Origin of the sequence: Catellatospora aurea, assembly GCF_042663325.1 — a bacterium.
GTDB classification, from domain to species: Bacteria; Actinomycetota; Actinomycetes; order Mycobacteriales; family Micromonosporaceae; genus Catellatospora; species Catellatospora aurea.
Map to the genome: position 1 here is coordinate 334,166 of NZ_JBHTAC010000001.1, position 23,532 is coordinate 357,697.

Sequence of the window (23,532 nt, forward strand, 5' to 3'; positions counted from 1 at the left end):
GGGCTGCCATGGGCCTTCTCCGGGAGGGTGAAGTGTCGGGGGCGTCACACGAGCAACAGCGGCAACATACGGGTAACTGAAATGTTTCCGCAAGGCCTTGCAATCTTTGACGTGTAAACAGCAGGAGGCTGAAAGATCGCCGCCGACACCCTCCCCCAACCGTGGTCCTCCGGAAGCAGGGCAACCCTTGCCACATGTCGGGTATTAGTAATCAAATAGTCCTAATCGGTCGATACACCTCCGCGACCGCTACCGGAAGGTGGGTCCCATGGATGCCATCACCGAACTGCTGACCAGCATCAACGACCTGCTGGCCAGCCTGATCTCCATCGTGCTCGGCGGCGCCGCACCCGGCCTGCCCGTCGACCCGAGCCTCCCGCCCGTACCCGGCCTGCCCGAACTCCCCGTCCCCGGCCTCCCGCCCCTGCCCCCGGTCCCGTGACGCCGGACCGAGAGCAAGGAAGGGCACCTTCTTAACGCTCCGCGTTATAGAAGGTGCCCTTCTTAACCATTACGGCCCGCAGGCCCTGCTCAGAGGACGTCGTGGCCCGGGTGGTCGCCCTCGCCGACGTCGACCCGGCGCGGCTCGCTCGGGATCACACCCAGCTTGCCCGCCTGGTAGTCCTCGAACGCCTGGATCAGCTCGGCCTTGGTGTTCATCACGAACGGGCCGTACGCCATCACCGGCTCGCGGATCGGCAGCCCGCCCAGGATCAGCACGTCCATGCCGGCCGCGTTGCGGCTCTCCTGCGACGCGTCGGCCTCGACGGTGATCACGTCACCGGCCCCGTACACCGCCAGATCGCCCAGCTTCACCGGCCGCTTCTCGGCGCCGACCGAACCCGACCCGGCCAGCGTGTACACCAGCGCGTTGAAGTCCGGCCGCCACGGCAGCCGCAGCTGCGCGCCCGGCGCGAGCGTGGCGTGCACCAGCGCGATCGGGGTGTGCGTGATGCCCGGCCCGGAGTAACCGGCCACCTCACCGGCGATGACGCGCAGCAGCACGCCGCCGTCGGGCGAGCTGAGCAGCGACACCTGACCGGCCCGGATGTCCTGATAACGCGGCGGCGACATCTTCATTTTGGCGGGCAGGTTGACCCACAGCTGGAAGCCGTGGAACAGGCCGCCCGACATGACCAGCTCCTCCGGCGGAGCCTCGATGTGCAGCAGGCCGCTGCCGGCCGTCATCCACTGGGTGTCACCGTCGGAGATCAGCCCGCCGCCGCCGTGCGAGTCCTGGTGCCGGAAGATGCCGTCGAGCAGGTAGGTGACCGTCTCGAAGCCCCGGTGCGGGTGCCACGGGGTTCCCTTCGGCTCTCCGGGTGCGTACTCGACCTCACCCATCTGGTCCATGTGGATGAACGGGTCCAGGGCCTTCAGGTCGACGCCCGCGAACGCGCGGCGGACCGGGAACCCCTCCCCCTCGAACCCCGACGGCGCGGCGGTCACCGACGTGACCTTCCGCTCGACCGCGGCCTCACCCGGCACGGGCACCCGGGGCAGCACCAACAGGTCATCGACGGTAACGGCAGGCATGACGCCCTCCCTCTGTACTAACGTTTCCCCTGACAAGATAGTTGAACAGTCAACGATCCTCCAACATTCCCCCGATCACACGCCCGCCCGGCACCGCGCCGCGCCGCGGTGATCATGAACTTATGGGCAGGTTCGACGGCGTGTCGGTGCCATAACTTCATGATCATCGCTCGGCGCGGCGCGGCGAGACGGCGCGGCGCGGCGAGACGGCGCGGCGCGGCGAGACGGGTGGGGCCGGGCGGTCAGGCGGGGGTGGGGCGGGTGTGGTCGGTCGCCATGCGGACGGCGAGCACGCCGAGGACGGTGCCCATCAGGTAGCGCTGGACGCGCAGCCATACCGGGCGGCCGGAAAGGAAGCTCGCGATCGTGCCCGCGGCCAGCGCGATCAGCCCGTTGACGGTGACCGCGACCACGATCTGCACCGCGCCGAGCAGGAAGCCCTGCGCCAGCACGTGCCCGGCCGCCGGGTCGATGAACTGCGGGATCAGCGACAGGTACATGATGGCGATCTTGGGGTTGAGCAGGTTGGTGACCAGCCCCATCGTGAACAGCCGCCGGTTCGAGTCCGGCGGCAGCGCCGCCGGCTCGAACACCGACACCCCGCCGGGCCGCAGCGCCTGGAAAGCCAACCAGCCGAGGTACGCCGCACCGGCGAGCTTCACCGCGAGGTAGAGCGACGGCACCGCCACGAACAGCGCCGAGAGCCCCAGGTTCGTGGCCACCAGGTAGACGAGGAAGCCCACCGCGACACCGGCCAGCGAGATCAGCCCCGCCCGGCGCCCCTGGGTGATGCTGCGCGAGACGAGATACATCATGTTCGGCCCCGGGGTGAGCACCATGGCCAGCGCCACCGCGAACACACCGAGAACCGCGCCCGAAGAGATCATGACCGGATCGTCCCACCACGTGACGCCACCGGTGGAGCACCAATCCGGATCGGCTGGCCCGCACACCGAACCGCCGCCCCCGCGGGCGGTTCGGCGCGCAGGCCACCCGACATCCCACGGGCCACTCGGCACACCCCGGCCCATCGAGATCAGATGTGATCGATCATGAAGTTATGGCAGCGACACACCGTCGAACACGGCCATAAGTTCATGATCGACGCGGTCGGGCGGGGGCGTCGACGCGAGAGGGAGCGCGTCAGGCGGGGGCGATCAGGACGAATTCGAGGCGGTTGGCGTGGGGGTCTTCGGTGTGGAAGCGGCGGATGCCGGGGACCTCGTCGTTGCCCCAGGTCACCGGGTAGCCTGCCGCCTCCAGGCGGGCGGCGAGGGTGTCGAGGTCGGGGCGGAGCAGGGCGGGGTGGGCCTTGCGGGCGGGGCGGAAGTCGTCCTCGACGCCGAGGTGCAGTTCGCTGCCGTACTCGTCGATGAACCAGCAGCCGCCACGGACCGCGAGCGCGGGTGGTTTGGGTTTCTCGGTCATGCCGAGGACGCCGACGTAGAAGCCGCGCAGCACGTCCTCGCTGCCCCGGGGGCAGGCGACCTGTACGTGGTGAATCACATCCCGGAGTCTGGCACGGACTTGCGCCTTAAACAAGACGGACGTACGGTTTGGGTGACGCCGCCGCAGGCAGTAAGCCTTGCCTTACCTGCCCACGTGTCGGCCTCTGCGAAAGACTCAGGTGGTAACAGACCCGCTGTGAAGGAGTACGACGTGGCGAGCCTCGACACGTTCGGTGCCAAGAGTGAGCTGCGCGTCGGTGACGCGGGCTACGAGATCTTCCAGATCGACAAGGTGGAGGGCCACGAGCGGCTGCCCTTCAGCCTGAAGATCCTGCTGGAGAACCTGCTGCGCACCGAAGACGGCGCCAACATCACCGCCGACCACATCCGCGCGCTGGGTGGTTGGGACCCGACCGCCGAGCCCAGCGTGGAGATCCAGTTCACGCCCGCCCGCGTCCTCATGCAGGACTTCACCGGCGTGCCCTGCGTGGTCGACCTGGCCACCATGCGCGAGGCCGTCCGCGACCTGGGCGGCGACGCCTCGAAGGTCAACCCGCTGGCCCCGGCCGAGCTGGTCATCGACCACTCGGTCATCGCCGACGTGTTCGGCCGCCAGGACGCCTTCGAGCGCAACGTAGAGATCGAGTACGGCCGCAACCAGGAGCGCTACCAGTTCCTGCGCTGGGGCCAGACCGCGTTCAACGAGTTCAAGGTCGTCCCGCCGGGCACCGGCATCGTGCACCAGGTGAACATCGAGCACCTGGCCCGCGTGATCATGCCGCGCAACGGCCAGGCCTACCCGGACACCGTGGTCGGCACCGACTCGCACACCACGATGGTCAACGGCCTGGGCGTGCTGGGCTGGGGCGTCGGCGGCATCGAGGCCGAGGCCGCGATGCTCGGCCAGCCGGTCAGCATGCTGATCCCGAAGGTCGTCGGCTTCAAGCTGTTCGGCGAGCTGCCCTCCGGCGCGACCGCCACCGACCTGGTGCTCACCATCACCCAGCAGCTGCGCAAGCACGGCGTGGTCGGCAAGTTCGTCGAGTTCTACGGCCCCGGCGTGACCTCGGTGCCGCTGGCCAACCGCGCCACCATCGGCAACATGAGCCCCGAGTTCGGCTCCACCTGCGCGATCTTCCCGATCGACGCGGAGACCATCGCCTACCTGGAGCTGACCGGCCGCCCGGCCGAGCAGATCGCGCTGGTCGAGGCGTACGCGAAGCAGCAGGGCCTGTGGCACGACCCGTCGGTCGAGCCGTCCTACTCCGAGTACCTGGAGCTGGACCTGGCGACCGTCGTGCCGAGCATCGCCGGCCCGAAGCGCCCGCAGGACCGGGTCGAGCTGACCAACGCCAAGACCGCGTTCCGCTCGGTGCTGCCCGACTACGTCAAGGACGAGGAGGAGGACGAGGCCGGCAAGGAGAGCTTCCCGGCATCGGACTCCCCCGCGCAGAGCCTCACCCGGGCCAGCAACCCGACGCCGGTCACCGCGGCCGACGGCTCGACGTACCACCTCGACCACGGCGCGGTCGTGATCGCCTCGATCACCTCCTGCACCAACACGTCGAACCCGCAGGTCATGCTGGGCGCGGCGCTGCTGGCCAAGAAGGCCGTCGAGCGGGGTCTGCGCGCCAAGCCGTGGGTGAAGACCACGCTGGCGCCCGGCTCCAAGGTCGTCATGGACTACTACGCCAAGGCCGGTCTGGTGCCGTACCTGGAGAAGCTCGGCTTCCACCTGGTCGGCTACGGCTGCGTGACCTGCATCGGCAACTCCGGCCCGCTGCCGGAGGAGATCAGCGCCGCGGTCAACGAGGCCGACCTCGCCGTGGTGTCGGTGCTGTCCGGCAACCGCAACTTCGAGGGCCGGATCAACCCCGACGTCAAGATGAACTACCTGGCGTCCCCGCCGCTGGTCGTGGCGTACGCCATCGCGGGCACCATGGACATCGACCTGTCCAGCGACCCGCTGGGCGTCGACGCCGACGGGCAGCCGGTGTACCTGCGCGACATCTGGCCGACCCCGGCCGAGGTGCAGGACACCATCAACGCCTCGATCTCGGCGGAGATGTTCACCAAGGACTACGCCGACGTGTTCGCGGGCGACGAGCGCTGGCAGGGCCTGCCGACGCCGACCGGTGACACGTTCGCCTGGGCAGGTGACTCGACGTACGTGCGCAAGCCCCCTTACTTCGAGGGCATGGCGGCGCAGCCGGGGCCGGTCAGCGACATCGCCGGCGCGAAGGTGCTGGCGAAGCTCGGCGACTCGGTGACCACCGACCACATCTCCCCCGCCGGTTCCATCAAGGCGGACTCCCCGGCCGGAAAGTACCTGGCCGAGCACGGGGTGGAGCGCAAGGACTTCAACTCGTACGGTTCCCGCCGCGGCAACCACGAGGTGATGATCCGGGGCACCTTCGCCAACATCCGCCTGCGCAACCAGATCGCGCCCGGCACCGAGGGCGGCTTCACCCGCGACTTCACCGTCGCGGACGCCCCGGTCAGCACGATCTACGACGCTAGCCAGAACTACCAGGCGGCCGGCATCCCGCTGGTCATCCTGGCGGGCAAGGAGTACGGCTCCGGCTCGTCGCGCGACTGGGCCGCCAAGGGCACGGCGCTGCTGGGCGTCAAGGCCGTCATCGCCGAGTCGTACGAGCGCATCCACCGCTCGAACCTCATCGGCATGGGCGTGCTGCCGCTGCAGTACCCGGCCGGGCAGACCGCCGACTCGCTCGGCCTGACCGGCACCGAGACCTTCACCTTCACCGGCGTGGAGGCCCTGAACGAGGGCACCACCCCGAAGACGGTCAAGGTCACCACCGACACCGGGGTCACCTTCGACGCGGTCGTCCGCATCGACACCCCCGGTGAGGCGGACTACTACCGCCACGGCGGCATCCTCCAGTACGTCCTCCGCCGGATGCTCGCGAGCTGACCAGTCCGCGTGAGGACAAGGAAGGGCACCTTCCTAACGCATTGCGTTAGGAAGGTGCCCTTCCTTCACATCCGGCCGCCCGGAGCACCGCGTTCGGCCGCCGGCGTCACGCGCCACCAAGGAGGTAAGCGAAGCGAAGCCGACGACTGGCGTGTGACGCCGGCTGAGAGGCCGAACGCCGCAGCCGCCGAAGGCGGCTGCCAGCAGTACAGTTAGTTGAATGAGCAACGTTGAGACGGCGCCTGTCGAGACCGCCTGCGGGCACGAGCCGGTGCCGGACGGGCCGACCCACGAGCTGCTCCCCGGCCGCGAGGTCGTGTTGGGCGGGCCGCGCGGCATGATGGTCAGCCGTACGCTGCCGCACAAGGACCGGCGCATGGTCGGCGCGTGGTGCTTCGTCGACCAGTACGGCCCCGCCGACCACGACATGCGCGTCGCGCCCCACCCACACACCGGCCTGCAGACCGTCACCTGGCTGGTCCAGGGCGAGGTGCTGCACCGCGACAGCGTCGGCAGCAAAGCGCTCGTCCGCCCAGGTCAGCTCAACCTGATGACGGCCGGGCAGGGCATCTCGCACTCCGAGGAGTCGCCCGTCCCGCGTACGGAACCCCTGCACGGCGTGCAGCTGTGGGTCGCCCTGCCAGACGCGGCGCGCTCGGTCGCCCCGGCCTTCGAGCATCACCCCGACCTGCCCGTCGTCGAGTTGGCCGGGGCCGTCCTGACGGTGATCATGGGCGAGCTGGCGGGCGCGGTGTCGCCCGCGACGGCGTACACCCCGCTGGTCGGCGCGGAAGCCGCACTGGCCGCGGGGTCGGCGATCACCCTGCCGCTGCGCGGCGATTTCGAGTACGCGGCGCTGGTGCTCGACGGCGCCGCGCACGTCGACGGCGTACCGCTGGAGCCCGGCACCCTGCTCTATCTCGGCCGCGAGCGGACCGCCCTCGACCTGGCCGCGGACGGACCGGCCCGGGTGCTGCTGCTCGGCGGCGAGCCGTTCGAGGAGGAGATCGTGATGTGGTGGAACTTCGTCGGGCGCAGCCACGACGACGTCGCCGCCGCACGCGAGCAGTGGATGGCGGCCGACCCGCGCTTCGGCGCGGTGACCGGCTACGACGGTGCGCCGCTGCCCGCTCCGGTGCTGCCCAACGCCCAGCTCAAACCCCGCGGCCGCGTTCGCTGACCCGCCTGGCGGCAGGCTCCGCCGAGACGGCCGTGGCGGGCCGGAGCACGTGTCCGGCCAGAGCACGGTCGGGCACGGCGCGCGTCACGCGGACGGCGGGCCGAAGGTCTGCGGCGTCTCACGGAGTTGGCGCTGCATCGGGGCCGCCTCCGTCAGGTCGATCACCGGCACGCCGGGTGCGAAGTAGCCCGCCGCTGTGGTCAGCGCCGCCTTGTCCAGCTGCCAGCCGAAGGCCGGGCGGCTCGCCAGCACGACCTCGGTCGGCACGTGCCAGATCGTGGCGGCCACGCTCGCCGGCATGGACGGCCGCAGCGGCGCGACCCCGTCGACGCCCTGGACCCCGACGTACGTGGTGACGAACAGGCCCTGGTGCACCCGGAACAGGTAGATCTCGCTGATCGCCGACCAGGGCACGAAGGCGCTGGTCCGGGCGTAGATCAGCGGGCGCCCGCCGAACAGGACGCCGTCGGCGTCGACCCGCAGGCCCGGCTTGCCGCCCAGGATCAGCGGCAGGTACAGGGCGAGCAGCGTGCCCGGCAGCGCCAGCCCGCCCGCGATCAGCACCACCCGGACGTCCTCGCTCCAGCCCGGCAGCAGGCCCGCGACAGCCGCGAGCACTCCGACGGCCAGCATGGACTTGGTCAGCCGGCCGAACCGGAACGGGGCGGTGTACGTGAACGACGACATCGGGTGATCATCGCGGCCCGCCGCGATCATGACAAGACCCCGTTCAGCCTCGGCAAGATCCGCCGACCTGCCTGGCAGTCGGGCGTATCTTGCACGCCCTTTCGCCCGATTGCCAGGCAAGTCCGACGATCACGGCCGGCGGTGCGCCGGGTCAGGTACGCATGCCGGCTTCGGCGAGGAGTTCGGCGGTCAGGGCCGCCTCGTCCAGGCCGGTCAGGCCGCGAGCGGTGAACCAGGTCGCCACGTTGTGCACGTCGCGGGCCAGGAACCGCTTGCCCTGCGGGTTGGCCACCACGTCCACGATCTGCGGCAGGTCGATGATGACCAGCCGCCCCTCGTGCACGAGGATGTTGTACGGCGACAGGTCGCCGTGCGCGTACCCCGCGCGGGCCAGCACCGTCAGGCCCAGCACGAGTTGCGCCCACAGGTCGGCGAGGCCGGCCTCGTCGGTGCGCACCTGGGCCAGCCGCGGCGCGGCGGTGCCGTCGGGCGCGCCGATGAACTCCTGCAGCACCTCGGTGCCCAGGATCTGCACCGGGTACGGCGTGAACGGCGCGACGTCGAGCTGCCGCGCGATCTCCCACAGCCGGGCCAGTGCGCCGAACTCGGCCGCCGCCCACTGCCCGGCGATGGCCTCCTTGCCGAACGCGCTGCGGTTGGCCATCGCCCGGTTGACCCGGGACTCCTTGTCCCGGCGGCCTTCCAGGTAGCCCGCGTCGCGGTGGAACATGCGGTGGTCGTGGCTGCGGTAGCGCTTTGCCGCCAGCAGGCAGCCGCGTTCGGTGCCGGGAACGTGGCGGTGGAGCAGGAAGACGTCGGCCTCCTTGCCGGTCTTCAGCACCCCGCGTTCCACGTCGACCGCGGCCAGCTCGGTGACGAGCCAGTCGGGGTGGGGCTCCGGCCCGCGCTCGGTGGGCGTCGACAGGTCCCAGGTGGACCAGCGGTCACCGAATTCAGGCTTGTCGGGGGTCTCGTCCCACTCGACTTCTTCGGCGTACGACTTCTCGAAGGTCAGTTCGTCGTCGTCGAAACGGTTCCGGCGGTTGACGCGGCCGGAGCGCGGAAAGTCGTGCTCTCGCACTGGAAAAGCTCCTCGGTCGGAGAGAAGAAGAAAGAGGCGGAAAAAGCGCAGCGCACAGCGACGGCAACCATTCGGCTCAACCCCCTTCTCTCTCGACCCGGATCAGTTCCGGGATCTCGCACAACGCGGACGAGTCTTCCCCCGACCCGTCGACCCTGTCAACCGATTTTCCGCAGCGACCCGCATCACACCGCCCCAGCCGCACCCACCCGTTAGCTGATCATGAAGTTATGGCAGCGACACACCGTCGACCCGTGCCATAAGTTCATGATCAACGCGGGAGGCGCAGAACGTCAGCGGGCCATGCGGTGGGGTGGGTCGGCGGCGAGGACGGCGGCTACGGCTTGGATGGCGCCTTCGACGATGCGGGTGGGGCCGAAGCGCCGTTCGGTCCACTGGCGGCCGCGGTGGATCCAGACGCTGGGGATGCCGATCGTGGTCGCGCCGCCGATGTCGGCCTCGGGGCTGTCGCCGATCATCCAGGCGCCGCGCAGCCGCATCCGGGCCCGCTCCGCGGCGATCTCGAAGATGCGCGGGTTGGGTTTGCGGCAGTCGACCTCCTGCGAGACCACCCAGTCGGCCACGAAGCGGTCCAGGCCGGTACGCCGGATCTTGGCTTCCTGCTGGCGGGTCTCGCCGTTGGTGACTATCACCGGCACCCAGCCGGCCTCGGCGGCGATGCGCAGTGCGGCGCCGACCATCGGGTCCAGCCGGGTCGCCTCGATCTGCCCCTCGTGCAACTCCTCCACCAGGTCGACGACGGAGTTGCGCAGCCGATAGCGGTCGCGGATCGCGTCGGCCAGGTCCCAGCGCGAGGTCAGGCCGTCCGCGTCGGCGTCCACCAGCCAGTCGATGTCGTACGGCGGGGCGCTGATCTCGGACAGGAACCGAGTACCCCACATCCGGAAGGCGCCCTCGCGGTCGACCAGTGTGTTGTCGAGGTCCAACAGCAACAGAGGCACGCGGGCACCTTACGTGACTCAGGACACGCTGGTGAAGCCCCCCGTTGTGCGGGAAACCTCGCGGTAACGAAATCGATGCCTGGTCACGCCAGATCCGCGTCCACGCCGATGGTGTCCCGCTGGCGAGCTGCCTTGATCTGGTTCCGGGCCCAGTTCTCGCTCGGCGTGCGCCCGTACTCCTGGGCCGTCCACTCGCGGACGAAGGCCGGGCTGACCTGCTCGCCGCGCGACAGCGCCTCGGTGATCATCCGCTGGACCGGCTCCTGGAGGTGGTTGAGCATGCCGCGGGAGGTGATCTCGCTGGTGTCCGACAGGGGCCGGTGGCCCATCGGCTCGCGCCCGGTCGGGGCGCTCAGCACCGACTCCAGGGTGGCCCGCAGGTCCCGGCCCAGGATCGTGCCCCGCTCGTCACGTTCGGGCACGAGGTCCTGGGACATCGGCTCCGGCTCCGGCTGGCGCGGCGTGGGCGTCGGCTCGGGGAAGGCCTCCGGCTGGGGCGTCGGCTGGTACACCGCCTGCGGCGGGTACGCCTGGAAGCCGTTCGGCTGGTGCCCGTTCGGCTGGTGCCCGTTCGGCTGGTGCCCGTTCGGCGGGATCGGCGCGGACTGGTGCGGCACGGGCAGGTGCGGCACCTGCGGCGACGAGCCCGGCGCGGCTCCGGAGCGCCAGCTCGCCGAGCGGGCCCGGCGCACCTCGGCTCGGGCGTGCACCTCGACCAGCTTGGCCTGCTGCTCCTCACGGACCAGCTGCGCGCCGTACAGGCGGCGCTGGCGCTTGGCCTCGCGGGTGTCCTCCAGGTGCGTCAGCGCGTTGCGCACGCTGGGCCGCAGGCCCTCCGCGGGCGGGTGCACGATCCAGGCCCGGCGGGCCGCGAACGTGGAGATCGGCGCGTAGAACCAGCGCTGGCCGAAGCGCGGGTAACGGGTCTTGAGCGCCACCTCGTCGTCGTAGCCGGCCATGAACTGATCCAGCAGCTCGTGGAACATCGCCATGCCCGCGAAGGACAGGAACGCCAGGTAGAGGCCCGCCCAGATGGACCACTTGTCGCGGCCGTGCACGAAGTTCAGGGTCGCCGACACGGTCGCGGCGGCGAGCACGATCTTGTACGCCCGGCCGGGGTGCCGCCCGCGCTTGACCGCGACGAACGCCCACGCGCCGAAGGAGATGCTGATGCCGTCGAGGCTCAGCGGCACCAGGATGTTGGTCCAGTGGTCCCAGCCCATGACGTCGTTGGCGAAGCCGGTGAGGCCGATGAAGGACACGCCCATCACGGCCAGCCAGACCAGCAGCGTCGGGATCAGCGCGGCCAGGAACAGGCCGGTGTCCTTGGCCTTGTCCGCCCGGGTCGCGTACGCCCCCGGGTTGGCCAGCCGGACGCCCCGCCGCCGCCCCGCCGAGCGCGCCAGCGGCACACCGATCAGCAGGGAGATCGTCAGGATCGACACCACCAGCACCATCACCCAGGTCGGCACCCAGGTCGTGGTCAACTGTTCCAGGTCCACAGCTCGCATCCTCCCCGGCGGCCGCAGACCTGTTGGCCCGCAGGCGTTTCGCACGGCGTCGCCTTACTGTCCCCGACGCTCAACGCACGCCGGGCCGCGGAGGATTCTTCCATGCGCCGGTTTCCCGCGCATCGCGTCGCTGATACGTCACCCGGCGTCAAGCCGTACGTACGGATTGCATGTGCGGGGCCGACCTGCGAAGATCGGCATGTGCCCAGGGTGAGTCAGGATCAGCTCGACGCGCGCCGCCACGAGATCCTCGCCGCGGCCCGGGCCTGCTTCGCCCGCTACGGCTACGAGGGTGCCACGGTACGCCGCCTGGAGCAGGCGACCGGATTGTCCCGCGGTGCGATCTTCCACCACTTCCGCGACAAGGACTCGCTGTTCCTGGCCGTCGCCGAGGACGACGCGGTCGAGATGGCCGCCACCGTCGCCGCGAACGGCCTGGTGCAGGTGATGCGGGACCTGCTGGCGCACGCCCAGGACCCGGACGCGGCCGGCTGGCTCGGCACGCAGCTGGAGGTGGCCCGGCGGCTGCGCACGGACCCCGCGTTCGCCAAGCGGTGGGCCCAGCACAGCGAGGCCATCGACACCGCGACCCGCGAGCGCCTGCAACGCCAGGCGGGCGCGGGCGTGCTGCGCGAGGACGTGCCGATCGACGTGCTCGCGCACTTCCTGGAGCTGGCATACGACGGGCTGGTCAAGCGGCTGGCGATGGGCGGCTCGGCCGACGACTTCGGCCCGGTGCTGGACCTGATCGAGGAGACGGTGCGCCGCCGCTGAAGCCTCCGCGAAGCGGGCATTCGGCTCTGTCTCGTCGAAACAGCATGACCTGCTCCGGAAATGACGAAACCCGGGGGTTCCGCGCGGGTGCGCGGGCCGGCTGGACAAACCGAACATTCCCCCGGGAATCGGGTGGCTCCCTTGGATTCGCCAGGGCCGCTGACACACGGCCTCGACGCTCCAGTCGAACCTTCAGGTATCGACAGAAGTGCAGTCGATGACAGCCGCCTAGCGGGCAGCCACCTCACGTGTCCTGTAGCTACTCAAAGCTGGACCACCTCCTTTCCCGTGTACCGCCGACACTATCCACGAGATCGGAGGATCGACAAGATATTTTCTGGCGGGCATCCGGGCGCTACAGTGCCACCCCATGGGCGCCCTCAAACCTTGGCATCTGCTGCTCGGCGGCACCGTCTGCTGCGCCACCGTGGTGGTGGTCGCCCTGGTGGCCTTCCTGGTAATGCGTAAGAGATGAGAACCGCCCTGGTCCGCGAGCCCAGTTCCCGGCTCGCCGACGGCATCGTGACCCACATCGGCCGCAGCGAGATCGACCTGTCCCTGGCCCGCGCCCAGCACATGGCGTACGCCGACGCGCTGGCCTCGGCGGGCTGGGAGGTCTACCCCGCCCCGGCCGCCGACGACTGCCCGGACTCGGTGTTCGTCGAGGACGCGGTGGTGGTCGTCGACGACCTCGCCGTCCTGACCCACCCCGGGGCCCCGGCCCGCCGCGGCGAGGTCGCCGGGGTCGAGCAGGCCGTGCTGGAGCTGGGCCTGCGCACCGCGCGCATCACCGATCCGGGCACCCTGGAGGGCGGCGACGTGCTCCAGGTCGGCACGACCGTCTACGTCGGACGCGGCGGCCGTACCAACGCCGAGGGCATCCGGCAGCTGCGTGACCTGCTGGCACCGCTCGGCCGTACCGTCGTCGCGGTGCCGCTGGGCGAGGTGCTGCACCTGAAGTCCGCGGTGACCGCGCTGCCCGACGGCACCTTCCTGGCCCTGCCCCACCTCGTGCCGACCGGCCTGTTCCCGGCGGTACGCCCCGTCGAGGAGGAGGGCGGCTGCCACGTGGTGCCGCTCGGCGGCGACCGAGTGCTGCTGGCCGCGTCCGCGCCGCGTACCGCCGAACTGCTCGGGGATCTGGGCTTCACCCCGGTCGTGGTGGACATCGGCGAGTTCGAGAAGCTCGAAGGCTGCGTCACCTGCCTGAGCGTGCTGGTCTCCCGCTGATTGCTCCGATGGTCCATCATGAGGGCTCCCTCGTCGAAGGAGCTCCCATGGCGGACACCTGGGGCATCCCCGGTCCCACCTTCCTGCTGCTGTTCGCGCTCGCCGCGGTGGTCGTGCTGGTGGGCACGCTGATCCACCGGTCCCGCCTGTTCGCCGGGCCCGGCCAGGTCCGCGTGGACCAGCTGTCGCCGCAGCACACGGCCTACCTCAACGGCGGCGCGGCGCTGGCGGTGTACTCCTCGCTGACCTTCCTGCGCCAGAGCGGCGTCGTCGCGGCCGACGAGGCCGGGCGGCTCACCCGCACCGGCGGCCTGCCGCCGGGCGCGACCCCGCTGGACGCGGCCGTCCTGCACGCCGTCGGCAACGGCCAGCGGGCCAAGGAGCTGCACACCGACCGCTCCGTGGCCGAGGCGCTGGCCGCGATCGGCGAGGAGTTGCGCCGCGGCGGCCTCACCGTCGGCCCCGACGTGGTGTCCCGCGCGCGGCGCGGCCCGCTGCTGCTGCTCGCCCTGTTCGCGGTGGGCGTGGTCCGGATCATCGCCGGGATCGCCAACGACCGCCCGGTGATGTTCCTGGTGCTGCTGGTCATCCCGGTCGGTATCCTCGGCCTGGTGCTGCTCGCGCGCAAGCCGCGGCGCACCAAGGCCGCCGAGAACGCACTGTTCCAGGCCAAGCGCCACTTCAGCCACCTGCGCCCGGCGTCGCGGCCCGCCTGGGACACCTACGGTCCCGCGCAGACCGCGCTGGCCGTCGGCCTGTTCGGCACCGCCGTGCTGTGGGCCGCCGACCCGGCCTTCGCCGGGGAGACCGAGATCCCGGAGCGCGACGACACCAGCGGCGCGTACGGCCCGTTCTACGGCGGCTCCGACGGCGGCGGTTCGAGCGGCGGCGACAGCGGCGGCTCCTCCTGCAGCAGCGGCTCCTCCTGCGGTGGCGGGGGTGGCTGCGGCGGCGGAGGCGGGTGCGGCGGATGACGCCGCTGGCCGGGCGGGGCGTCGGCATCGGCTGGCGCCCCGAGATCTCCGGCTTCGTCGCCGAACTGCCCGGCCTGCGTTTCGTCGAGGTCATCGCCGAGTCGCTGCCGCACTCCGGTGAGCCGCCCGAGGCGCTGGCCCGGCTGCTCGCGGCCGGGGTGGCGGTGGTGCCGCACGGCGTGAAACTGTCGCTCGGCGGGGCCGAACCGGTCGACCCGCACCGGGTCGAGCACCTGGCGCAGGCCGCCCGCGCCGTCGGCGCGCCGCTGGTCAGCGAGCACATCGCGTACGTCCGGGCGGGCGGGGTCGAAGCCGGTCACCTGCTGCCGCTGCCGCGCTGCCGCGAGGCCGTCGACGCGGTCGTCGCCAACGTCACGCGGACCACCGCCGAACTCGACGTGCCGTTGGCGCTGGAGCCGATCGCGGCGCTGTTCGAGTGGCCCGACGACGAGCTGACCGAGGCCGAGTTCCTCACCGAGATCCTCGAACGCACCGACGCGCTGCTGCTGCTCGACATCGCCAACGTGTACGCCAACGCGCTCAACCGCGGCGAGGACCCCGCCGACCTGCTGACCCGGCTCCCGCTGGAGCGCATGGCGTACGTCCACGTCGCAGGCGGCCGCCTGCACGAGGGCCGCTACCACGACACGCACACCGACCCGGTGCCCGGCGAGGTCCTGGAGCTGCTGGGCGAGCTCTGCGCGCGGCAGCGCCCGCCCGCGATCCTGCTCGAACGCGACGGCCTTTACCCACCCGCCGCGGCACTGCGCGCCGAGCTGGACGCCCTGTCCGCGGCGACCGGCTACCCCGCGATCACCGGCGCGGCACAACCATGACCAGCCCCGGCAGCCCGACGTCGGGCGGTCCGAGAGCGGGCGGTCCGAGAGCGGGCGGTCCGAGAGCGGGCGGTCCGAGAGCGGGCATCGGGCTCGCGCAGCGGCAGGAGGAGCTGGTGCGGGCGCTGGTGGCCGGAGCCGCCGTGCCCACAGGCTTCGACGCCAGGGCGGTGGCCGCGACGCAGACCGCGCTGCTGCGCAAGCGGGCCGAGGACGTCGCGCGCACGTGGCCCCGGTTGGCCGCGTCGGCCGGTCCTGGGCAGTGGGCCCGGGTGTTCTCGGCCTGGGCCGCGGGGCGCGCACCGCAGGGGTCGCTGCGCGACGGCTGGGACTTCGCCCGCGCCGACCCGCCCCGCGATGCCGCGGCGCGGCGCGAACTCGCCCTCCGTGAGCTGCTCTGGGCGTACGACGGCGAAACCGCCCCCCGCCCGCGCCGCGGCCCCGCCGCCCGCCTCCACGCCGGCGAACTGCTCCTCCGCTGGCGCGGCCGCGCCCTCACCTACCGCCCCTGACCCCCACCGCCACCCGCCCCGCCCACCCGCCCGGGTTGATCATGAACTTATGGCACGGGTCACCGGCGAGTCGTCGCCACAACCTCATGATCGATCACATGCGGGCCGCCGGGCGCCAAGTGATCATGAACTTATGCGCATGACACGCCGTCGAGCCGTGCCATAAGTTCATGATCAACCCAGCGGTGCGGTCGCGGCGGGCGGGCCGGCGGGCGGGCGGATGGGCGGGGGTCAGGCGGGGGTGTCGGCTAGGTGGGTGGGGCGGGGGGAGTCCGCCGCGGCGAACTGGGTGCGGTAGAGGTCGGCGTAGAGGCCGCCGGAGGCGAGCAGTTGTTCGTGGGTGCCGCGTTGGACGATGCGGCCCTGGTCGAGGACGAGGATCTGGTCGGCTTCGCGGACCGTCGAGAGGCGGTGGGCGATGACCAGGGCGGTACGGCCGGCCAGGGCGGTGGACAGGGCCTGCTGGACGGCCGCCTCGCTCTCGGAGTCCAGGTGGGCGGTGGCCTCGTCGAGGATGACGATCGACGGGGCCTTCAGCAGCAGGCGGGCGATGGCGATGCGCTGCTTCTCGCCGCCGGAGAAGCGGTAGCCGCGTTCGCCCACCACGGTGTCCAGCCCGTCGGGGGTGGCCCGGACCAGGGTGTCGATCTGCGCGGCCGCCAGCGCGGCCCACAGCTCGTCGTCGGTGGCGTCAGGCTTGGCGTAGCGGAGGTTCTCCGCGATGGTCTCGTGGAACAGGTGCGCGTCCTGGGTGACCACGCCGATGGTGTCGCGCAGCGACTGCAGGGTGGCGTCGCGGACGTCGACGTCGCCGACGAGCACGGTGCCGCCGGTGGCGTCGTACATCCGGCTGACCAGCATCGAGGTGGTGGACTTGCCCGCGCCCGAGCTGCCGACCAGCGCGACCATCTGGCCGGGCTCCACGGTGAACGAGACGCCGCGCAGCACCGGCGCGGTGGCGGTGCGTTCCAGCGTCGCCACGTCCTCCAGGGAGGCCAGCGAGATCTCGGCGGCGGTCGGGTAGCGGAACTCGACGTCCCGGAACTCGACCTTCGACGCGCCCTTGGGCACGTCGACGGCACCGGGCTTCTCGGCGATCGCGGGCGGCAGGTCGAGCACCTCGAAGACCCGGTCGAAGGAGACCAGCGCGCCCATCACGTCGATGCGTACGTTGGACAGCGCGGTGATCGGGCCGTAGAGGCGCGTCAGCAGCAGCGCGAGGGCGACCACGTCGCCGGCGTCGAGGCTGCCCGCGACGGCGTACCAGCCGCCCAGGCCGTAGACCAGCGCCTGGGCGAGCGAGGCGACCAGCATCATCGCGGCGAAGAAGGTACGCGAGTACATCGCGCTCTGCACCCCGATGTCGCGGACCCGGCCGGCCCGCTCGGCGAAGCGGGTCGACTCCGTCTCGGGACGGCCGAACAGCTTCACCAGCAGCGCCCCGGCGACCCCGAAGCGCTCGGTCATGGTGGCGTTCATCTTCGCGCCGAGGTCGTACGACTCCTTGGTGATCTCCGCCAGCCGGTGGCCCACCCGCCGCGCGGGCAGGATGAAGACCGGCAGCAGGATCAGCGACAGCACGGTGATCTGCCAGGACAGGGTCAGCATGACCAGCACGGTCAGCACGAGCTGGATGATGTTGCCGACGACGCCGGACAGCGTCGAGGTGAACGCGCGCTGCGCGCCGAGCACGTCGTTGTTGAGCCGGCTGACCAGCGCGCCGGTCTGCGCCCGGGTGAAGAACTGCACCGGCATGCGCTGCACGTGGTCGTACACCTGGGTGCGCAGGTCGAAGATGAGGCCCTCGCCGATGCGGGCCGAGTAGAACCGCTCGACCAGCGACAGCCCCGCGCTGAGCAGGGCGAGCGCCGCGATCACCACCGCGATCGTGACGACGGTGCGGCCCGCGTCGGGGGCCATGACCCCGTCCTTCGGGGTGATCGCGCTGACGACCCGGCCCGCCAGCAGCGGCGTGACCACGCCGATGACCGCGCCGACCACGATGGTGACCAGGAAGAACCCGATCTCCCGGCGGTACGGCCGGGCGAAGGACAGGATCCGCTTCGCGGTGGGCTTGCCGATCTTGCGGTTCTCGACGCTCTGCCCCCGGCGCATGGACCGCATGAGCGTCTCCATACCGCCGCCCCCACCCGGATAACTCACCGGTGAACCTCCCGCTGTGAAAGACCAGACGTGCCGCTCAACGTGGCGTGCCGAACGAAAATTCCTTAGCCCGGCTCATTAACTATTCCGCCGGGCGGACAATGGCACGCGACCGGATGCCGCCCATCCCCCGGAAAGGAGAAGGCGGTCGCCTTTCCACCATGACGAATCAGCCGTCGGTATGACGCCCGAAAGAGTGGCTCAGCGATCCGGAAAGGGACGGCGGAACAGATACCGCCGGAATGTCACTCGCCCAGGCCGGCCAGATCGCGGATGCGGCGCGTCTGCGCCTCGCGCTCCGCGCGCTCCTGCTCCGGGAAGCTCCGGCCGCCCGCCGCGGCCAGCAGTGCCTTGATCTCGACGACCGCGTCGCGCGGAGCCGCCAGCACCGCGTTGGCCAGGTCGGCCGCTGCCGCGTCGAGTTCTTCGCGCCCCACCACGAGGTTGACCAGGCCGATCCGGTCTGCCTCGGCGGCGTTCACGCGGCGGCCGGTCACGCACAGCTCCAGCGCGCGGGCGTAGCCGACGAGTTCGACCAGGCGCTTGGTGCCGGTGAGGTCCGGCACGAGCCCCAGCGTCACCTCCGCCATCGCGAACAGGGCGTCGTCTGCCGCGATCCGCAGGTCGCAGGCGAGCGCGAGCTGGAAGCCCGCGCCGATGGCGTGGCCCTGCACCGCGGCGATGGTGATGAGATCGGGTCGGCGGAGCCAGGAGAAGGCCTGCTGGAAATCGGCGATCCGATCCGCGCACTCCTCCGGGCTGACGGTGGCGAGCTGCTGGAACTCGCCGCCCTGCACCACTTTCAGGTCGAGTCCCGCGGAGAAGGACCGCCCTTCCCCGCGTACGACCACGACGCGCACGTCGCCGGCGAGCCCCCGTGCGGCAGCGGCCAGACCTGCCCAGAGCTCGGGGGTCTGTGCGTTGCGCACCTCCGGGCGGTCCAATGTCACCGTCGCGACCGGACCGTCCTGGCTGATGCGAAAGCCGGCCGCTGCCATCTCAGACATCAACCGGCTCCCCAAGCTCTGCGTGGTGCGGGCGGATCATGCCTTCTTGCGCCGACGGGCTCCGCCGCGCTGGCGCAGCGCGACTCCGGACTCGGTGAGCACCCGGTGGATGAATCCGTACGAACGGCCAGTCGACGCGGCCAGCGCGCGGATGGACTCACCCGACGTGTAGCGCTTCACGAGGTCCTTGGCGAGCGTCTGGCGTTCGGTCCCGACGATCCGGCGACCCTTCTCGGTGGTGGTAGCTGTGCCGGTGGCTGCCATGTTGAAATCCTCACGTCCCGGACGATGCGGTTTGCGGTCCAACCTATTAGACCGCCTCCGACGATCATGCGCTAGATATCAATTCCATGCCAACCGACACGCACGGTGCTGTCGGGTACCCGATAGCGTGTCTCGCCGTGACCACCGTCGACCCCCGCAGCGCCCTCCACCGCGAACGCCGAGACCTGTTCGGCTGGTTCGCGCTGGTGACCATCGGCCTGCTCACGACCTGGCTGGCGGTGCGCGCCGGGGCCCGGCTGGGCACCGCGAGCGCGCCGTTCCTGGGCCGCTACCGCTTCGAACTGTCGCCGATGTCGTTGCTGGCGCCGGTCGTCGCGGTGACCGTGCTCGGCGCGGCCTGGCGCGGCTGGATCCATCGACTGCCGTGGTGGGCCGTCAGCACCGGGGCGACGGTGGCGTTCTTCGCCTGGGCCGTCTCGCTCGCGCTCGTCGACGGCGCGGACGGGTTGACCCGCTCGCTGACCCCGGACAGCTACCTCGGCGACGTGCAGGAGGTCGGCGACGACCCGCTGGCGTACCTGCGCAGCTTCACCGGCCGGTCGGCCGAGCACACGGCCGCCACGCGGGGCCACCCGCCCGCGCCGGTGCTGGTGCTGTGGGCCGTGCAGCGGCTCGGGGTCACCGACCATCTGGCGCTGGCGCTGCTGGTGACCGCGATCGGGGCGCTGTCGGTGCCGATGGTGCTGGCCGCGGTGCGGGACATGGGCGGCGAGGCCGCCGCGCGGCCGTACGCGCCGGTGCTGGCGCTCGCGCCGTACGCGATCTGGACCGCGGTGTCGATGGACGCCGTCGTGGCCACCATCGGCGCGGCGATGACGCTGGCCGGGGTGCGGGCCACCCGCCGCCACGGCTGGCGCGCGGCGGCCTGGGCGGTGCTGGCCGGGCTGCTGCTGGGCACGGCCGCGCTGTTCTCGTACGCCGTCGCGTGGCTCGGGCTGTCCGTGGTGTTCCTGAACTTCGCCCGGCGACGGGCCGCCCTGAACATGTTCGCCGGGCTCGGGGTGCTGCTGCCGGTGCTCGGCGCGGCCAAGCTGGGCTTCACCTGGACCGACGGGCTGGGCACGGCGTACGCCGACTTCGCCGCGCGCATCGAGCCGCACCGCTCGGCGCTGTGGTGGGGCCTGATCAGCGTGTGCGCGCTGCTGCTGGCGGTCGGGCCGCCCATCTTCGCGAGCCTGCGCAAGGTGCGCAACACCCCCGGCTGGCCGTTCCTGGTGGGCGCGTCCGGGGCGGTGCTGTTCTCGGTCGGGGCGGGGCTGGCCCGGGGCGGGGTGGAGCACGCGTGGCTGCCGTACTTCCCCTGGCTCACCATCGCCGCCGTCGCCCCCGAACGCCCCGGCGGCGACCCGGTCCCCGCTCCCCTGCTCTTGGTCGCCGTCGGCGCCCTCTCCGCAATGATCATCGAGGCCGTCCTCTCGACCCCCTGGTGACCCGCCGCCCGCCCAAGCGCCGCAACTCTTAAAGAGTCGCGGCCTCGGCGGGTGCCGATGGCCGCGACTCTTTAAGAGTTGCGACAGAGGAAGGGGCGGTCAGGCGAGTTCGACGAGTTCGAGGAGGTCGTCGGACCAGGCGTCCTCGTCGCCGTCGGGCAGGAGGATGGCGCGGTCGGGTTTGAGGGCCGCGACGGCGCCGGGGTCGTGGGTGACCAGGACGATCGCGCCGGGGTAGCGCGCGATGGCGTCGAGGACCTGCTCGCGGCTGACCGGGTCGAGGTTGTTGGTGGGCTCGTCGAGCAGCAGCACGTTCGCGCCGGAGCAGACCAGGGTGGACAGTGCCAGGCGGGTCTTCTCGCCACCGGACAGCACGCCCGCGGGCTTGTCCACATCGTCCCCGCTGAACAGGAACGCGCCCAGGATGCGGCGCAGCTCCGTGTCGGTCTGCTCGGGGGCGGCCGAGCGCATGTGGTCGAGGATGGTGCGGTCGACGTCGAGGGTCTCGTGCTCCTGGGCGTAGTAGCCCAGGCGCAGGCCGTGGCCCGCCTTGACCTCGCCGGTGTCCGGCTGCAGGATGCCGGCGAGCATGCGCAGCAGGGTGGTCTTGCCCGCGCCGTTGAGGCCCAGGATGACCACGCGGGAACCGCGGTCCACGGCGACGCCGACGTCGGTGAAGATCTCCAGCGAGCCGTACGACTTGGACAGTCCCTCAGCCGTCAGCGGGGTCTTGCCGCAGGCCGCCGGGGTGGGGAAGCGCACCTTGGCCACCTTGTCGGTCGCGCGCACCTCGTCCAGGCCGGAGATCATCTTCTCGGCGCGCTTGGCCATGTTCTGCGCCGCGATCGTCTTGGTCGCCTTGGCGCGCAGCTTGTCGGCCTGCGCCATGAGCGCGCCGGCCTTCTTCTCCGCGTTGGCCCGCTCACGCTTGCGGCGGCGCTCGTCGGTCTCCCGCGCCTCCAGGTACGTCTTCCAGCCCATGTTGTACGAGTCGACGACCGAGCGGTTGGCGTCGAGGTACCACACCTTGTTGACGACGGCCTCCAGCAGCGAGGCGTCGTGGGAGATCACGATCAGGCCGCCCTTGTGCCCGGCGAGGAAGCCGCGCAGCCAGGTGATGGAGTCGTGGTCGAGGTGGTTGGTCGGCTCGTCGAGCAGCAGGATGCCGCCGCCGGTCTCCGAGGCGTCGCGGAACAGGATGCGGGCCAGCTCGACGCGGCGGCGCTGGCCGCCGGACAGGGTGCCCAGGGTCTGCTGGAGGACCCGGTCGGGCAGGCCCAGGTTCGAGCAGATGCGGGCGGCCTCGGCCTCGGCGCCGTAGCCGCCGAGCGCGGAGAACTGGTCCTCCAGCTGGCCGTAGCGGCGCATGAAGCGCTCGTCGTCGGCGAGCTTGCCCTCCAGCTCCTTCATCTCGTTGCGCAGCACGTCCAGGCCGCGCGCGGAGAGCACCCGGTCGCTGGCGGTGATGTCCAGGTCGCCGGTGCGCGGGTCCTGCGGCAGGTAACCCACCGGCCCGCGGCTGTCGATCTTGCCCGCGTACGGGGAGCCCTCGCCGGCGAGGACCTTGAGCGTGGTGGTCTTGCCAGCCCCGTTGCGCCCGACGAGACCGATACGGTCACCGGGCTGCACGCGCAGGGTGGTGTCCCCCAGCAGGATGCGCGCGCCCGCGCGCAGTTCCAGACCGGTGGCCGTGATCATGAATTGCTCCCAGGTCGGGGGTGGGCCACCGGGTGGCTTCGGGAAGGAGCCTCCAGTCTACCGAGCCCGCCGACCCGCCCTGCCACGGCATTTACCCCGGAGACGGCCTGATTTGGGTGTGATTCGCCACAAAACTGCCTACGCTGACGAACGTGAGCATCAACGAGAACGCCGAACTCGACCCGTCACAGGTCGAGGACATGCGCGGCGCCGGGGGCGGGCGCGGCGGAGGCGGCTTCAACTTCCCGCCCATGGGCGGCGGAGGCGGTGGGGGCGGCGGCATGGGCGGCGCGGGCTGCCTCGCCGGGCTCCTGCCCCTGCTCATGCGCAGCAAGATCGGCATGGCGGTGCTGCTGATCGGGGCGCTCTGCATCGGCATCTTCATCTGCACCGGCGGCGGCTCCAGCCTGTTCAGCGGCGTCGGCGGGCTCAGCCCGCAGCAGCAACAGGGCCAGCAGCCGGGGCCCAACGACGTCAACAGCACCACCCTCGCCCAGCAGTGCGACAAGTCGAACCCCAACCGCTTCGACAACCCGGCCTGCCGCAACCTGCTCTACATCAACTCGATCCAGGCGTACTGGCGCTCGGCCATGCCGCAGTACCTCGGCCAGCAGTACCAGCCGGCGACCACCCGGTTCTTCACCGGCTCGGTCGACACCGCCTGCGGTCCGGCCACCGCCGGCGTCGGCCCGTTCTACTGCCCCGGCGACAACCACGTCTACATCGACCTGAGCTTCTACGACGAGCTGGCCAGCCGGTTCGGGGCCAAGGGCCAGTTCGCCCAGGCTTACGTGCTCGCCCACGAGTACGGCCACCACATCCAGACCCTGCTCGGCACCGAGGCGCAGGTGCGCCGCGCCCAGCAGCGCGACCCGGCCAACGCCAACAAGTACTCCGTCGCCATGGAGCTGCAGGCCGACTGCTACGCCGGGGTCTGGGCCAACTCGGCCGCCAAGACCACCGACGCGACCGGCCAGCCGCTGTTCAAGTCCATCACCCAGCAGGACATCGACCAGGCCCTGGAAGCGGCCGCGGCCGTCGGCGACGACGCCATCCAGCAGAAGGCCACCGGCCGCATCAACCAGGAGGCCTTCACCCACGGCTCCTCCGCCCAGCGCCAGCAATGGTTCAACCAGGGCTACCGCACCGGCGACCCCCGCCAGTGCAACACCTTCGCCGGCTGACCCACCACCCGCCGCCTGCGGCAACTCTTAAAGACTTGCGGCCTCGACCACGCGTTGAGGCCGCAAGTTTTTAAGAGTTGCGGCGCGGGGGGCGCCCCG

Annotated in this window: 21 protein-coding genes; 10 read left to right on the plus strand and 11 right to left on the minus strand. The window is 71.2% G+C overall.

What is annotated here, in order from left to right:
* Positions 1-268 precede the first annotated feature (268 nt).
* On the plus strand, positions 269-442 hold the full coding sequence (locus tag ACFQO7_RS01565) for a hypothetical protein (RefSeq protein ID WP_360529100.1): 174 nt from the start codon (positions 269-271) through the stop codon (positions 440-442).
* An 89-nt stretch (positions 443-531) separates the two neighbouring features.
* On the opposite strand, the gene ACFQO7_RS01570 is transcribed toward ACFQO7_RS01565, so the two are convergent.
* The 3 genes from ACFQO7_RS01570 to ACFQO7_RS01580 form a co-directional block, all read right to left on the minus strand.
* Complete coding sequence (locus ACFQO7_RS01570) at positions 532-1,536, minus strand: pirin family protein (protein WP_376804631.1); 1,005 nt, start codon at positions 1,534-1,536, stop codon at positions 532-534.
* 242 nt (positions 1,537-1,778) lie between these two features.
* Positions 1,779-2,423 carry a LysE family translocator gene (locus tag ACFQO7_RS01575; RefSeq protein WP_376804632.1) on the minus strand — a complete coding sequence of 215 codons (645 nt, stop codon included), beginning with the start codon at positions 2,421-2,423 and terminating at the stop codon, positions 1,779-1,781.
* Between the two features lie 256 nt (positions 2,424-2,679).
* Positions 2,680-3,042 (minus strand): VOC family protein, encoded by a 363-nt coding sequence (locus ACFQO7_RS01580; protein WP_376804633.1) that lies wholly within the window; start codon positions 3,040-3,042, stop codon positions 2,680-2,682.
* A gap of 138 nt (positions 3,043-3,180) precedes the next feature.
* Here ACFQO7_RS01580 and acnA point away from each other — a divergent pair, with 138 nt between their 5' ends.
* Together acnA and ACFQO7_RS01590 are read left to right on the plus strand one after the other, a co-directional pair.
* Entirely contained in the window at positions 3,181-5,919 is a 2,739-nt protein-coding gene (gene acnA, locus ACFQO7_RS01585) for an aconitate hydratase AcnA (RefSeq protein ID WP_376804634.1), read from the plus strand.
* A 220-nt stretch (positions 5,920-6,139) separates the two neighbouring features.
* Positions 6,140-7,099, plus strand: a complete 960-nt coding sequence (locus tag ACFQO7_RS01590) for a pirin family protein (protein ID WP_376804635.1) — start codon at positions 6,140-6,142, stop codon at positions 7,097-7,099.
* An 84-nt stretch (positions 7,100-7,183) separates the two neighbouring features.
* On the opposite strand, the gene ACFQO7_RS01595 is transcribed toward ACFQO7_RS01590, so the two are convergent.
* From ACFQO7_RS01595 to ACFQO7_RS01610, 4 genes are all read right to left on the minus strand, one after another.
* Positions 7,184-7,786 carry a hypothetical protein gene (locus ACFQO7_RS01595; RefSeq protein ID WP_376804636.1) on the minus strand — a complete coding sequence of 201 codons (603 nt, stop codon included), beginning with the start codon at positions 7,784-7,786 and terminating at the stop codon, positions 7,184-7,186.
* Positions 7,787-7,937: 151 nt separating this feature from the next.
* Positions 7,938-8,867 carry a serine protein kinase RIO gene (locus ACFQO7_RS01600; RefSeq protein ID WP_376804637.1) on the minus strand — a complete coding sequence of 310 codons (930 nt, stop codon included), beginning with the start codon at positions 8,865-8,867 and terminating at the stop codon, positions 7,938-7,940.
* Between the two features lie 293 nt (positions 8,868-9,160).
* A complete protein-coding gene (locus ACFQO7_RS01605) occupies positions 9,161-9,829 on the minus strand; it encodes an HAD family hydrolase (protein WP_203699328.1) in 669 nt (222 codons plus the stop codon).
* Positions 9,830-9,912: 83 nt separating this feature from the next.
* Positions 9,913-11,331, minus strand: coding sequence for a DUF2637 domain-containing protein (locus ACFQO7_RS01610; protein WP_376804638.1), 1,419 nt, complete (start codon positions 11,329-11,331; stop codon positions 9,913-9,915).
* A 210-nt stretch (positions 11,332-11,541) separates the two neighbouring features.
* On the opposite strand from ACFQO7_RS01610, the gene ACFQO7_RS01615 reads away from it, so the two are divergent.
* The 5 genes from ACFQO7_RS01615 (at position 11,542) to ACFQO7_RS01635 (ending at position 15,666) form a co-directional block, all read left to right on the plus strand.
* On the plus strand, positions 11,542-12,114 hold the full coding sequence (locus tag ACFQO7_RS01615; protein WP_376804639.1) for a TetR/AcrR family transcriptional regulator: 573 nt from the start codon (positions 11,542-11,544) through the stop codon (positions 12,112-12,114).
* Between the two features lie 471 nt (positions 12,115-12,585).
* Positions 12,586-13,344 carry a dimethylargininase gene (gene ddaH / locus ACFQO7_RS01620; RefSeq protein WP_376804640.1) on the plus strand — a complete coding sequence of 253 codons (759 nt, stop codon included), beginning with the start codon at positions 12,586-12,588 and terminating at the stop codon, positions 13,342-13,344.
* 47 nt (positions 13,345-13,391) lie between these two features.
* Positions 13,392-14,318 carry a TIGR04222 domain-containing membrane protein gene (locus ACFQO7_RS01625; RefSeq protein WP_376804641.1) on the plus strand — a complete coding sequence of 309 codons (927 nt, stop codon included), beginning with the start codon at positions 13,392-13,394 and terminating at the stop codon, positions 14,316-14,318.
* A complete protein-coding gene (locus ACFQO7_RS01630) occupies positions 14,315-15,154 on the plus strand; it encodes an MbnB/TglH/ChrH family RiPP precursor modification enzyme (protein WP_376804642.1) in 840 nt (279 codons plus the stop codon). Before ACFQO7_RS01625 ends, ACFQO7_RS01630 begins: the two co-directional genes overlap by 4 nt.
* An 86-nt stretch (positions 15,155-15,240) precedes the next feature.
* Positions 15,241-15,666 (plus strand): SCO6045 C-terminal-like domain-containing protein, encoded by a 426-nt coding sequence (locus ACFQO7_RS01635; RefSeq protein WP_465252375.1) that lies wholly within the window; start codon positions 15,241-15,243, stop codon positions 15,664-15,666.
* A gap of 231 nt (positions 15,667-15,897) precedes the next feature.
* Here ACFQO7_RS01635 and ACFQO7_RS01640 read toward each other — a convergent pair whose 3' ends face one another.
* From ACFQO7_RS01640 to ACFQO7_RS01650, 3 genes are all read right to left on the minus strand, one after another.
* The gene (locus ACFQO7_RS01640) at positions 15,898-17,790 is read right to left on the minus strand and encodes an ABC transporter ATP-binding protein (RefSeq protein WP_376804644.1); all 1,893 of its coding nucleotides are present in this window, start codon (positions 17,788-17,790) and stop codon (positions 15,898-15,900) included.
* A 284-nt stretch (positions 17,791-18,074) separates the two neighbouring features.
* Positions 18,075-18,827 carry an enoyl-CoA hydratase/isomerase family protein gene (locus ACFQO7_RS01645; RefSeq protein WP_376804708.1) on the minus strand — a complete coding sequence of 251 codons (753 nt, stop codon included), beginning with the start codon at positions 18,825-18,827 and terminating at the stop codon, positions 18,075-18,077.
* Between the two features lie 45 nt (positions 18,828-18,872).
* Entirely contained in the window at positions 18,873-19,100 is a 228-nt protein-coding gene (locus ACFQO7_RS01650; RefSeq protein WP_120315961.1) for a helix-turn-helix domain-containing protein, read from the minus strand.
* Between the two features lie 137 nt (positions 19,101-19,237).
* Between ACFQO7_RS01650 and ACFQO7_RS01655 the strand changes: the two genes are divergently transcribed.
* Positions 19,238-20,551 (plus strand): hypothetical protein, encoded by a 1,314-nt coding sequence (locus ACFQO7_RS01655; protein ID WP_376804645.1) that lies wholly within the window; start codon positions 19,238-19,240, stop codon positions 20,549-20,551.
* Between the two features lie 99 nt (positions 20,552-20,650).
* Here the strand turns inward: ACFQO7_RS01655 and ACFQO7_RS01660 are convergent, their stop codons facing one another.
* The gene (locus ACFQO7_RS01660) at positions 20,651-22,249 is read right to left on the minus strand and encodes an ABC-F family ATP-binding cassette domain-containing protein (RefSeq protein WP_376804646.1); all 1,599 of its coding nucleotides are present in this window, start codon (positions 22,247-22,249) and stop codon (positions 20,651-20,653) included.
* A 152-nt stretch (positions 22,250-22,401) separates the two neighbouring features.
* Between ACFQO7_RS01660 and ypfJ the strand changes: the two genes are divergently transcribed.
* The gene (gene ypfJ, locus ACFQO7_RS01665; protein ID WP_376804647.1) at positions 22,402-23,433 is read left to right on the plus strand and encodes a KPN_02809 family neutral zinc metallopeptidase; all 1,032 of its coding nucleotides are present in this window, start codon (positions 22,402-22,404) and stop codon (positions 23,431-23,433) included.
* Positions 23,434-23,532 lie beyond the last annotated feature (99 nt).